Annotated in this window: 10 protein-coding genes; 3 read left to right on the top strand and 7 right to left on the bottom strand. The window is 68.0% G+C overall.

Annotated features, from left to right (window positions below; all coding sequences use genetic code 11):
- Window positions 1-27: 27 nt before the first annotated feature.
- Complete coding sequence (locus AC5WS7_RS38150) at window positions 28-945, bottom strand: NmrA/HSCARG family protein (protein ID WP_495959516.1); 918 nt, start codon at window positions 943-945, stop codon at window positions 28-30.
- A gap of 107 nt (window positions 946-1,052) precedes the next feature.
- Between AC5WS7_RS38150 and AC5WS7_RS38145 the strand changes: the two genes are divergently transcribed.
- Window positions 1,053-1,625, top strand: coding sequence for a TetR/AcrR family transcriptional regulator (locus AC5WS7_RS38145; protein WP_495959515.1), 573 nt, complete (start codon window positions 1,053-1,055; stop codon window positions 1,623-1,625).
- 281 nt (window positions 1,626-1,906) lie between these two features.
- On the opposite strand, the gene AC5WS7_RS38140 is transcribed toward AC5WS7_RS38145, so the two are convergent.
- From AC5WS7_RS38140 to AC5WS7_RS38115, 6 genes are all read right to left on the bottom strand, one after another.
- Entirely contained in the window at window positions 1,907-3,082 is a 1,176-nt protein-coding gene (locus AC5WS7_RS38140) for a lipid-transfer protein (protein WP_495959514.1), read from the bottom strand.
- A gap of 71 nt (window positions 3,083-3,153) precedes the next feature.
- The gene (locus AC5WS7_RS38135; RefSeq protein WP_495959565.1) at window positions 3,154-3,558 is read right to left on the bottom strand and encodes a MaoC family dehydratase; all 405 of its coding nucleotides are present in this window, start codon (window positions 3,556-3,558) and stop codon (window positions 3,154-3,156) included.
- Window positions 3,559-3,566: 8 nt separating this feature from the next.
- Complete coding sequence (locus tag AC5WS7_RS38130) at window positions 3,567-4,589, bottom strand: bifunctional MaoC family dehydratase N-terminal/OB-fold nucleic acid binding domain-containing protein (protein ID WP_495959513.1); 1,023 nt, start codon at window positions 4,587-4,589, stop codon at window positions 3,567-3,569.
- A gap of 9 nt (window positions 4,590-4,598) precedes the next feature.
- Window positions 4,599-5,768 (bottom strand): acyl-CoA dehydrogenase family protein, encoded by a 1,170-nt coding sequence (locus AC5WS7_RS38125; RefSeq protein WP_495959512.1) that lies wholly within the window; start codon window positions 5,766-5,768, stop codon window positions 4,599-4,601.
- On the bottom strand, window positions 5,753-6,817 hold the full coding sequence (locus AC5WS7_RS38120) for an acyl-CoA dehydrogenase family protein (RefSeq protein ID WP_495959511.1): 1,065 nt from the start codon (window positions 6,815-6,817) through the stop codon (window positions 5,753-5,755). Before AC5WS7_RS38120 ends, AC5WS7_RS38125 begins: the two co-directional genes overlap by 16 nt.
- 27 nt (window positions 6,818-6,844) lie before the next feature.
- Complete coding sequence (locus AC5WS7_RS38115) at window positions 6,845-9,097, bottom strand: acyl-CoA dehydrogenase family protein (RefSeq protein WP_495959510.1); 2,253 nt, start codon at window positions 9,095-9,097, stop codon at window positions 6,845-6,847.
- 147 nt (window positions 9,098-9,244) lie between these two features.
- On the opposite strand from AC5WS7_RS38115, the gene kstR reads away from it, so the two are divergent.
- Window positions 9,245-9,898 carry a cholesterol catabolism transcriptional regulator KstR gene (gene kstR, locus AC5WS7_RS38110; protein ID WP_495959509.1) on the top strand — a complete coding sequence of 218 codons (654 nt, stop codon included), beginning with the start codon at window positions 9,245-9,247 and terminating at the stop codon, window positions 9,896-9,898.
- Window positions 9,899-10,150: 252 nt separating this feature from the next.
- Window positions 10,151-12,724, top strand: a complete 2,574-nt coding sequence (gene otsB, locus AC5WS7_RS38105) for a trehalose-phosphatase (RefSeq protein WP_495959508.1) — start codon at window positions 10,151-10,153, stop codon at window positions 12,722-12,724.
- The last annotated feature ends 105 nt before the right edge of the window (window positions 12,725-12,829 follow it).

Genomic DNA, 12,829 nt, shown 5'->3' with positions numbered 1-12,829 from the left:
TGCGCCAGCCCGTCTCGGGCATGCCGCTCAGGCTGCGGGCCGCAGATATCGCCGGGCCCATTCCTCGAAGCTCGTGACGGCGATACCGAGATCCATGGCGTATTCGGGACGGGCGGGCTGGGGCACCGCGTTCAGGAGTTCCAGAGCAGCACCCATGGCAGGCATTCCGGCGGCGAGTGCTTGTTCCTCGGTCATATTCGGTGCGGACAGCGGCGTGCCCAGTACGCGGGAGAGGACTTCGGCGATTTCGGTCATCGTCAAAAGGTCACTGGCCAAGTCGAGTTCGACGCCGTCGAACCGCTCCGGACCGGTGAGGGCCGCGGCGGCCGCGCGACCGATATCGTCCACCGCGACCAGCGACAGGCGGGTCTCCGGCTTGATGACGCCCACCAGCCCGCCTTCGATGCCACGGGGGAACAGGTACGCCATGGACGGCAGGAAGTTCTCCATGAATGTCGCCGGCTTCAGCAGCGTCCAATGCGGGAAGCCCGCCGCTCGAACCCGGTCCTCGATCGCGACCTTCGCCTTCAGGCTGATCTCGGCCATCGGCCAGCGCCCGCTGATCCAGCGCGGATCTTCGGTGCGCTGTTTCGCGCCGGATACGGACGTGTGCACGAACTGCGCCACACCCGCGGCCCGCGCAGCCTCGACGAGATTGACCCCCTGCGCTATCTCGCCCTCGAAATCCGGTCCTGCCGTGGTGAATTCGGGCATCTGCACGGAGAATACGGCCCGCGCCCCGTCGGCTGCCCGGATGATCGAATCGCGATCGCGCAGATCGCCGGTGACCAGTTCAGCGCCGAGCGCCTCGACGGCCTCGGCTCGGGCGGAATCAGGATCGCGAACAAGCGCTCGAACTCGAACGCCCGCTGCGAGCAGTTCCCGGGCGGTAGCGCTGCCCTGCCGACCTGTGGCGCCGGAGACGAGAACTGGCGCGGAATCCATGGACATAATGCCCCTCACATGCTGATTCACTAAACGGCGTGGCCCGCCGTTTCTGTTCATCTAAGATATGGCGGGGCCCGCCGTTTAGCAAGTCAGGAGGTGACGCGATGCCCGAACACCAGCGCGCCGACGCTCGTCGCAACTACGCACGAGTCCTCGCGGTCGCGGAGGCGGAGATCGCCGCTCACGGCGCCGGCGCGTCCCTGGAGCAGATCGCCCGCATCGCGGGCGTCGGTTCGGGGACCGTCCGCCGTCACTTCCCCACCCGACGCGCCCTACTGGAAGCGGTGTCCCACAAGCGAATCGAAGCTCTCTGCGTCCGCGCAGAGGAGCTGATCGTCGCCGACGACAGTCGCGGCGCACTGCTGGACTGGTTGCACGACGTCCTGACCTACTGCGTCAACGCACGCGGCCTGGCGGCTGCCCTCTCGTACGACAGCGCCGGAACCGACCAGATGCACCACAACGCCTGCTCGACAGCACTAGAAGAGGCCGGAAAACCGTTGCTGCGCCGCGCAATTCAAGATGGCAAGGTCGCAACCAACGCAACTGTAGCGGAACTGATCATGCTGATGGTAGGCATCGCCCTCACCACAGAGGGCGGCACCAATCCCACCACCCAGGCCGATCGACTGTTCCAGTTGACGGTAGTCGGCCTACCCGAAGACCGACCCCGGTAGCCGAGTCCGGGCCACATTCGGTCACAACACCGGCCATGCCGGCGCAGTCGTAATTCGCAGCAGCGCACAATGTCTCGTGACGGCCGCGAATATTCGGCGAAGCGACGATGGCTCGTACAGCGAAATCCACGCCGAAAAGCGGCGACTCCGGCAGGTGATCGGATCCATCTACCAGCGCGGTAGAGATGGTCCGGGGCGTGGAACTGCGGGCTCTATCGATATCTCGCCATACCTGCCGCGCCCCGGGCTGGGCGCGGGCCCGGGGCACGGCATGGCGCGGCTCAGGCGGTGGTGAGGACCAAACCCGATGTGGGAACGCCGGTTCCGGCCGTGACGATGATGTTCTGCACATCGGGTACGGGGTTGACCGAGGTGCCTCGGATTTGGCGGACGGCCTCGGCGATGCCGTTCATACCGTGGATATAGGCCTCGCCCAGCTGGCCGCCGTGGGTGTTCAGCGGGAGACGACCGCCTACTTCGATGGCACCGTCGGCGATGAAGTCCTTGGCCTCGCCGCGGGCGCAGAAACCCAGCTCCTCGAGCTGCATGAGGACGAAGGGGGTGAAGTGGTCGTAGAGGATCGCGGCCTGCATATCCTCTGGGCGCAAACCGCTTTGGGCCCAGAGCTGGTCGCCGACCAGGCCCATTTCCGGCAGACCCGTGAGGGCGTCGCGGTAGTAGCTCGTCATGACGTACTGGTCCGCGCCGGAACCCTGTGCGGCACCGGCGATCACGGCCGGCTTCTGCGGAAGATCGCGAGCCCGCTCGGCACTCGTGACCACGATGGCCACACCGCCGTCGGTCTCCTGGCAACAGTCCAGCAGATGCAGCGGCTCGGCGATCCAGCGCGAATTCTGGTGGTCCTCCAGCGTGATCGGCTTACCGTAGAAATGCGCCGCCGGGTTCACCGCAGCGTGTTTGCGATCGGCAACGGCCACCGCGCCGAAATCCGCACTGGTAGCGCCGTATACGTGCATATAGCGGCGGGCGACCATGGCCACCTGCGCGGCGGGAGTGCCCAGACCCTGCGGATATCCCCATGCCGCGTCGACACCCGAGGAGGTGGGCGCGGCGGCCAGCTGAGTGGAGAACTGGCCGAAGCGATGTCCGGACCGTTCGTTAAAAGCGCGGTACGCCACAACGACATCCGCGATACCGGTCGCCACCGCCATCGCGGCCTGCTGCACCGTCGCCGCCGCCGCACCGCCGCCGAACGGAATGTTGCTGAAGAACTTCAGATTCGGCACACCGACCGCGCGAGCCACCGCGGCCTGGGTGTTGGTGTCCATCGTGAACGTCGTGAGGCCGTCCACATCCGCGGGCGTCAGCCCGGCATCCGCCAGCGCGGCGTTTACCGCCTCGGCGGCCAAACGCAGTTCGCTACGGCCCGAATCCTTCGAGAAGTCGGTGGCCCCGATACCCACGATGGCGGCCTTGCCGCTGATCCCCGTACTCATGCTGTGTCCACTGCGCATGAGCGAGGAGCCTCCGTGGTTACGCTTCGCTGCCGCCTCCGGCCCTGACTCACTCATGCGGTCTCCTGCAGTTCGATCACGGCCTTGGCGGTGATGTGGTCGCCGAGGCTGTCCCGGCCCACCACGTCGATGTGCACCTGCGAACCCTCGACGGCGGTGACGGTTCCGCTCAACGTCAGCGTGTCACCCGCGTACAGCGGCACGCCCAGGCGCAGGGCCAGCGATTTCACGACAGCGCCGGGCCCGGCCCAGTCGGTCACGAACCGCTGCACCAGTCCGGTGTCGGTGAGGATGTTGACGAAGATGTCCTTCGAACCCCGCTGCACCGCCTTGTCCCGGTCGTGGTGCACGTCCTGGAAGTCCCTGGTGGCCAGGGCAGAACTGACCACGAAGGTCGGATCGGCGTGAACCACCAACTCGGGCAACGCATTTCCGACCTGCACTGCCGAAAGTCGCAGAGTCCCGCTCACGACTCCACCTCGCTGACGCTCGGCTCCGTCGTGCGCGGTGCGCCCTGTGCCGATAGCTCGCTCGCAAGCTCACTCACTGGGACCGCCTTCCAGTACGGCAGCGTGTTGTCATCGTCGAGCTTCTCGAAGGCCACCTCGACCGGCGTGCCCACGCCGACCTCGCTCGGCTCGATGCCGCGCAACTCACCGAGCACGCGCACGCCCTCCTCGAGTTCGACCAGGGCGACCACGAACGGCAATGTCCGTCCGGGCACCTTCGGCGCGTGGTGCACCACATAGCTGAATACGGTGCCGCGGCCCGATGCCACGACGTAGTCCGGCGTCTTCTCCTTGTCCTGCCACAGCGCCGGAATCGGCGGATGACGCAGCGAACCGTCCGGCAGACGCTGAATCCGGAGTTCGCCGAGTTTGGCTCCCTCCCAGAAGAATTCGGTGTCCTTGGAGACGATCGGCCGGACCCGCTTGCTCAGATCAGCTTGCGGCGCGGCGGCTTTGCCGGTTCCGGGAATGAATTTCAGCATCCGGAACGACATTTCGGTGACGGCCTCGTCCCCGACGTACCAGGTCAGCAGGTAGGTCGCGAACCAGCCCTCGCCCAGCGCAGTGCGCTTGGGGCCGACCAGATCCTTCAAGCGCGTTCGCGCATAAGGACGCTCGCCGAGCCGCAGATACCGGTGATAGGTCTGCTCGCAGTTCGTGGCCACCACCGAGGTGTACCCGGCGGCGTCGAGCAGGTCGTTGACCGCGTTCATCGGATCGTCCGAGGGCCGCGCGCCGTGCAGGCCGGGCATGGTCCACACCTGCGCCATCGCGGGCGGCGCGACGATGCCCGGATGCCCCGCGGCGCGCGCGGCCTCCTCGTCGACGTAGATCGGGTTCGCGTCGCCGATGGCCTCGACCCAGTTGTTGATCATCGGCTGATTCACCGGGTCGCGACCGTAGCGGGGGGCGCATTCGCCCTCGGCCATGATCCGATCCCCGGCGACGACGATCTCGTCGGCTGTGCTGGTTTCCGGCACTCCAGGCTCCTATCTCGGTACGCGTGGCAGCTGCAGACCGGCGGTGGCGATGAGTTCGCGCATGACTTCGTTGACGCCGCCGCCGAAGGTCACCACCAGGTTCTGCTTGGTGCGCCGGTCCAGCCAGCCCAGCAGTTCCGCGGTCGCGGGTTCGGCGGGATCGCCGTAGCGACCGATCACCTCCTCGGCCAAACGCCCTGCCTCCTGCAGGGATTCGGTCGAATAGACCTTGGTGGCCGAGGCGTCGGCGATGACCCCGTTGGGGTCGGCCGCCGCCTGTTCGGCCTTCGCCGCGACCTGCCAGTTCAACAGCTCGTTGAGCCGGACCATCGCGTGCAGCCGGCCCAGCGCCCGCCGCACCCCGGACTCGCCGAGCACCCCGTGGGCCTTCGCCCAGTCGTGCACGCGATCGTAGAGCTGCTCGATCTTGCCCGACGGCCCGAGGCCCACCCGCTCGTGATTGAGCTGGGTGGTGATCAGCTTCCAGCCCCGATTCTCCTCGCCCACAAGCATGTTCGCCGGGACGCGGACGTTGTCGAAATAGGTCGCGTTGGTGTGGTGCGCACCGTCGCAGGTGATGATCGGGGTCCACGAGTAGCCCGGATCGGTGGTGTCCACGATCAGGATGGTGATACCGCGATGCCGCGACTCGGTGCTGCCGGTGCGGCAGGCCAGCCAGATGTAGTCGGCCTCGTGCGCACCCGTGGTGAAAACCTTCTGCCCGTTGACGATCCAGTCCCCGTCGCTGTCGCGCACGGCGCTGGTCCGCAGCGCGGCGAGGTCGGTGCCCGCCTCGGGCTCGGAGTAGCCGATCGCGAAATGGATGTCACCGGAGAGGATCCCGGGCAGGAACTTCCGCTTCTGCTCGTCGGTTCCGAACTGTTGCAGCGTCGGGCCGACGGTCAGCAACGTGACCAACGGCAGCGGCACATCCGCGCGCACCGCCTCGTTGTAGAAGATCTGCTGTTCGACTGCCCCGAATCCCTGGCCGCCGAACTCCTTCGGCCAGCCCACACCGAGCCGGCCGTCCCGGCCCATCCGCCGCACCACCGCCCGGTAGGCGTCGCCGTGCCGGTTCACCGCCATCTCGGCCTCCTCCTCGGGAGTCACGAGATCGGCGAAGTACGAACGTAGTTCGTTGCGCAGGTTGCGCTGTTCGAGCGTCAGATCGATGAACATCTCGCCCCCAGACGGTCCAGCCGGAACGATTCGCCGCCGAGCCAGCGGGCGATGTCCTTGGCCTCTGAGTAGTAGCGATGCATTGGGTGGGTCACGTCGACGCCGATGCCGCCGTGCAGGTGATGGCATTTCTGCATGGCCGCGGGCAGATCCGAGGCGACCGCGTAGGCCAGCACCTCGAGATCGTCGTCGACCCGGTTCTGATGCTCCGGACTCGGATCCTGTTCGGCCAGTGCCCAGTTCGCCGACACCGCCGCGACGTGCAGGGTGCGCGACACGACATAGACGTCGGCGATTTCCTGTGCCACAGCCTGGAATTCGGCCAGCGGCCGGCCGAACTGCTGACGAGTCCGCACATGTTCGGCGGTCAGCGTCAGCACACCCTTCAGCAGCCCGTCCGCGACCGAACCGATCGTGGCGAGCGCCGAGCGGTGCAGCGTGCCCAGCTCGACGGACAACAGCTGTTCGGCCGGGATGGTCACATCGTCGAATTGCACGGAGAATTCCGGGAATCCGGCGGAGGTAGGGCTCTGGACGCGGCTGATGCCTGCCGCGTCACCATCCACCACGGCCAGGCCCGCATCCGTCGGCACCAGCAGCCACTGCGCCTGATCCGCGTACGGCACGGCGGTCTTGCGGCCGGATATCCGCACCGAATCGCCCTCGGCGACGGCGGTGGTCTTCGGTGTGGTGGTGAACGGCGCACCCGGCTCGTGCAGCGCGGCGGTGAGCACCGCCCCCTTCGCGACGGCGGGAAAGACCTTCTCCGCCAAAGCGTCCGCGAGATTGCCGACCAGCGGCAGCACACCCAGCCCCAGCGTCGCCAGCGCAGGCACCTGCACCGCGTCGGTGGCCAGCTCGGTCAGCATCGCCGACACCTCGAGCAGGCCCATATCGTCGCCGCCGAAACGTTCGGGAAGGGCGACGGCCAGCAGACCGCTCTCGACGAGGGTGGGCCAAAGCTCGATATCACGCTCAGGATTGCGTTCCAGCAAGCTTACGACAACCTCGGCAACAGCGTCCTGGCTCTCGTCTCTGTCGAAATCCAATTCCATACTCCAGATCGAGGTGTGGACCTACGCCTGCGGTTCGCGCGGGAGTCCGAGTATCCGTTCACCGGCCACCGTCAGCAGGATCTGCTCGGTACCGCCCGCAATCGATAAACAGCGCGTCAGCAGGAATTCCTTCACCACGTCGATATCCTGCGCGCCCGCCGTGCCGGCGAGCTCGACGGCGAATTCGGCGACCGCCTGCCGGTGCCGCACACCGACCAGTTTGCGCACGCTGCTCTGCGGACCCGGATCCCCGCCGGCGAGCATTCGCTGCGCCGCACGAGTCTCCAGCAATAGTCCGGCAACAGCGTCGGAGACGAGTTCGCCGATCCGGTCGGCGATCAGCTCCGCTCCCGGGCCCGAGGTCGGGGCCGTGGCGATGAGTTCCTCGAGGGCATCGCCGATTCCGCTGCCGCCCATGGCGACTCGCTCCGAGGAGAGTGTCGAGCGCGCGATCTTCCAGCCCGCGCCGAGCTGACCGACCAGGCAGTCGTCCGGGACGAAGACATCGTCCAGGAACACCTCGGAGAAGCGCGCCTCACCGGTGATCTGCACCAGCGGCCGCACCTCGATGCCGGGACTGCTCATATCCACCAGGAAGTAGCTGATCCCCCGGTGCTTGGGTGCGCCGGGATCGGTGCGGGCCAGGCAGATCGCCCAGTTGGCCACGTTGGCCAGCGAGGTCCACACCTTCTGCCCGCGCAGCCGCCAGCCGCCGTCCACGCGCGTCGCGGTGGTGCGCAGCGCCGCCAGATCCGACCCGGCCTCCGGCTCGCTGAACAGCTGGCACCAGATCACCTCCCCGCGCAACGTCGGCTGCGCGAAACGTTCGATCTGCTCCGGACTGCCGTGCTGCAGCAGGGTCGGCACCGCCCAGTTGCCGATCGTGATGTCCGGCACGGTGATTCCCGCGTTGCGCACCTGCTCGTCGATCAGCGTGCGCAGGATCGGGCCCGCGCCCCGGCCGTACGGCGCCGGCCAGTGTGGCGCGAAAAGTCCGGTGTCCACCAAGGCATCTCGCTGCTGCTCGACCGGAAGTGCCGCGATCCGAGCCAGATCCGCGGCGAGTTCGGTCGCCTGCGCGGCGTCCAAGCCGAGCGACTCCCACGCCTGCGTGTCGTCCCGGGCGGTGTCCCCGAAACCCAGGTCCAGCCCGACCGTGCGCCGGTCACCACGGCGCACCAGCTCGGTCACCCGGGCCCGCCACTGGGCCGAACCACCCAGCAGCTGCCGCAACGCGACCGCGCGCCGCAGGTAGAAGTGCGCGTCGTGCTCCCAGGTGAAGCCGATACCGCCGAGCACCTGGATGCAATCCTTGGCGGTCTGCACGGCCGCGTCCAGCGAGATCGTCATCGCGATCGCGGCCGCGATCGGCAGTTCGGGATTGCGTCCCTGATCGACCGAGGCCGCGGCCGCGGCGTCGGCGGCGACCGCGCGGATCAGTTCCGCGCGGCACAGCATCCAGGCGCAGATGTGTTTCACCGCTTGGAATTCGCCGATCTTGCGGCCGAATTGTTCACGGACCTTGGCATATTCGGCGGCCGTCTGCAGGCACCAGCCCGCGATGCCCGCGGCCTCGGCGGCGACCAGCACGGCGGCCAGATCCCGCACGGCATAACCGGGTTCGAAGATCTTCTCGGCCGGAACCCGGACCCCGGCGCATTCCACGCGGGCCACCGGCGTGCTGTGGTCCAGCGGTTCGAGCGGTTCGATGCGCAGCCCGGCCGTATCCGGCGTGATCAGGCACCACACCTCGCGATCGCCGCGCGACACCGGCAGCAGCACCGCGCCACCGGGGGCCGCGCCCAGCACGGCCGGCCACGTACCGGTGAGATCCAGCTCGCCGGATCCATTGTCCCGCACCCGAACCGGGCCTTCCAGCGCGACGCCGCAGGGCGTATCCTCGGCCAGAGCCGCGCCGGTGACCAGACCGGCCAGGGCGGTCGAGAGCACCGGTCCGCCCACCAGATCGTGGGCCGCCTGCTCGATCAGCACGGCCAGATCGCTCACCGAACCGTCCGCGAGCCCCTCACCCTCGGTCACGGCGACACGGAAAATCCCGAGCTCCACCAGGCTCGGCCAGTACTCACGCCAGGAATCGGCCGCGCTGGGCTCGCCGGAACCGGCCGGAGATCCCGCGTCCCGACGCTCGGATGCCGACTTCGGTGCCGTCCCGCCCAGGCCGGCGCGCATTGTTGCAATCGGGCCGACCGACGCCGCCCACGCGCTCATCGACTCCTGAACGGCTTTATGCTCGTCAGTGGTGGCGATGGTCACAGTCCATACCGCCTTTCCGGCGTGACTCCCACACCTAGAACATGTTCTAATATCCAGGTCGGGCGGATGTCAACCGCCGTCCCACCGAACAGACGAGACGCACCTCCTCGCCACCAATGAGGCTTGTGCAGGAAAGGACTTTCATCGATGGCCAGTCCCTCCCGAGAACAGGCAGCAGACTCGGGGGCGCAGAACGGCGGCCGTTCACGCGCGACCCCGGTGTCCACACTGAGTGAGGACGAACTGAGTTCGACCGCGCAGCGCGAACGTCGTAAACGCATTCTCGACGCCACCCTGGCCCTGGCCTCCAAGGGCGGGTACGACGCGGTGCAGATGCGCGCGGTGGCCGAGCGAGCCGACGTCGCGGTGGGGACGCTGTACCGGTACTTCCCGTCCAAGGTGCACCTGCTGGTATCGGCACTGGCCCGCGAATTCGAGCAGTTCGACAGCAAACGCAAACCGCTGGCCGGGCAGAGCCCGCGCGAGCGCATGCACCTGATGCTGACCCAGATCACCCGGTCCATGCAGCGCGATCCGCTGCTCACCGAGGCGATGACCCGCGCGTTCATGTTCGCCGACGCGTCGGCCGCCGCCGAGGTGGATCGAGTCGGCAAGGTGATGGACCGCTTCTTCGCCCGCGCCCTCAACGAGGACGAGCCCTCCGACCGCGATCTGGCGATCGCCCGGGTGATCAGCGACGTGTGGTTGTCGAATCTGGTGGCGTGGTTGACCCGCCGAGCCTCCGCGACCGACGTCGCCGAGCGCCTGGAACTGACCGTCGACCTGCTGCTCGGCTCGTAGTTCGGGCCCGAATCGGACCGGGAGAATTCACACCGAATCCGGGTGACTCGCAGGCGTGCGCGGACTCGCCGCGTTTGAGAAGTTTGTCGCGGCTTCCCTGTGGCTAATAAGGTGACGCACCGCAGGAGACCTCACAACCTGGGATGCGCACGGCCGAGATGTCCGCGACGTGCGCGAAACACGTGAGCAACCCCCACCCAGTAAGGTTTCTCGCGCCCCCGGTATTTCTCCTCCGATCACAAGGTTGGATGCGTGAGCGCACAGGATCTGCCAATCGAACTTCGCCGTGCGTTGTCGGCGGTGGCCCGCATGCCGCGGCTACTGGTCGCCTCGGACTACGACGGGACACTCGCGCCCATCGTCAGCGACCCGGCGAAAGCCTATCCCCATCGGGAATCGGTGAGCGCCCTGCGCGCGCTCGCCGGCCTGACCGCCACCACGGCGGCCGTCATCTCCGGCCGGGCCCTGCGAGATCTCGCGGCTTTATCCCGCCTTCCGGTCGAGGTTCAGCTGATCGGAAGCCACGGCTCGGAATTCGACGTGGGTTTCGTCCATGCCATCGATAACGACGCCCGCAAGCTACTGCAGGAAGTGCAGAACTCCCTGACCCGCATCGCCCAGGACAATCCGGGCGTATCGGTCGAGGTCAAACCGGCCAGCGTGGCGCTGCACGTGCGCAATGCCGCACCCGAGGTCGGGCGGCGCGCACTGCAGCAGGCGAACCTGGGGCCCGCCAGCTGGGTCGGGGTGCAGGTGACGGAGGGCAAATCGGTCATCGAGCTGGCCGTCATCCAGACCGACAAGGGCGCCGCGCTGGACATCATCCGGCATCAGGAGGGCGCGTCTGCGGCGGTGTTCTTCGGCGACGACGTCACCGACGAGAAGGCTTTCGCGCGCCTGGCCGGGCCGGATGTCGGCATCAAGGTCGGCGACGGCCAGAGCCAGGCCGGATACCGGGTCGCCAGTACCGAGGAGGTGTCCAAGGCCCTGGCGTTCCTGCTCGAGGAGCGCCGCACCTGGCTGGCCGGTGCTTCGGCCCCCCGAATCGAACGGCTGACCATGTTGGCCGGCCCGCGAGCGAAGGCGTTGGTCACCCCCGACGGCACCGTCACCTGGCTGTGCCATCCCGAGCCGGATTCCGCGGCGGTGTTCGCGCATCTGCTCGGCGGACCCGAGGCCGGACATTTCACCGTCGTGCCCGAGCGGCCCGGACTGCCGCTGTCGCAGCGTTACGTCGACGGCACCATGACCGTCGAAACCCGTTGGGCGAGTTTGCAGGTCGTGGACTATCTGCCGCACGACGTGGCCGCCGAGCGGACCGACCTGACCCGCGTCATCACCGGTGACGCCAAGGCCGTGGTCACCTTCGCGCCGCGTCCGGAATTCGGGCAGGTGCCCGTCACGCTGGTGCAGGAACCGGCCGGACTGCGCGTGCACGGCACGAACGATCCGATCGTGCTGCGCTCACCGGGCGTGCAGTGGACCATCCTCGAGGAGGGCATTCACCACGTCGCGACCGCGGTCGTGGATCCCTCGCGCGGGCCGATCGTCCTGGAAATGCGTTGCGGCACTTCAGATCTGGCCCCCGCGATGGTGAGCGAGCCGGACCGCCGCGGCGAGGCGGAGCGGTACTGGAAGGACTGGGCCGCCAAGCTGGAGCTGCCGCCGCTCAAACCCGATCTGATGAAGCGTTCGGCACTGACTCTGCGCGGTCTGGTGCACGCCCCGTCCGGATCCATCCTGGCCGCCGCGACGACGTCGCTGCCGGAGGACATCGGCGGCGTGCGCAACTGGGACTACCGCTACTGCTGGCTGCGCGACGCCTCGCTGACCGCACACGCGCTGGTGGCGCTGGGCTCACTGGCCGAGGCCGAGGAATTCCTGGCCTGGGTGCACCGGGTACTGGAGACGCTCCCCGGTCCCGAACGCCTGCACCCGCTGTACACGCTCTACGGCGAGACGCTCGGCCCCGAGGCGGTGCTGGATCAGCTGCCCGGTTACGCCGGCTCCCGGCCGGTCCGGGTGGGTAACGCGGCCAACATGCAGGTGCAGCTGGACGTGTTCGGCCCGATCGTGGACCTGATCGCAGCGCTGGCCGACGCCCGCGAGCGCCAGGGCGTCGACGACCCCGCGCAGGCCCTGCCCGACCAGGACTGGGAGCTGGTCACGGCCATGGTCTCGGCTGTGCAGCGACGCTGGACCGAACCCGATCACGGCATCTGGGAGATTCGCGGCAATCCGCGGCACCACGTGTACTCCAAGGTGATGGGCTGGCTGACCGTGGATCGCGCGGTGCGGCTGGCGGCCAGGTTCGCCCGGCTGGCCGACCCGGCCTGGACCGACCTGCGCGACACCATCGCCGAGGAGGTCAAGGCCAAGGGCTGGAACGACGAGGTGCAGTCCTACACCGCCGCCTACGACGGTTCGGACCTGGACGCGGCGACCCTGCACATCGGTCTGAGCGGGCTGATCGAGCCGTCCGATCCGCGGTTCGAGGCGACGGTCGTGGCGACCGAGGCGGAACTGCGCAGCGGGTCGACGGTGTACCGGTACCACCACGACGACGGGCTGCCCGGCGGCGAGGGCGGCTTCCACCTGTGCGCGGCCTGGCTGGTGGAGGCGTATCTGCTGATCGGCCGGCGGGCCGACGCGGAGGCGTTGTTCGCCCAGCTCGTCGACGTCGCGGGGCCGACCGGCCTGCTCAGCGAGGAGTACGACCCGGTTGCCGAGCGATCGCTGGGCAACCATCCGCAGGCGTACAGCCACCTGGGTCTGCTGCGCTGCGCTCAGTTGCTGAGTCAGCCGGTTCCGGCGTTGGTGCAGTGACGCGGTAGTCCGCGAGATCGATCGAACGGCCCGTCCGGTTCGGACGGGCCGTTCGCGTATCCACCGGGCGAGTGCGCGGCGTCACAGGGACGAATCGGGCAGACG

This window comes from Nocardia sp. PLKS1-43 (assembly GCF_059510335.1).
The sequence above is the reverse complement of the archived record's forward strand: the minus strand, read 5'-3'. Positions and strand labels throughout refer to the sequence as shown.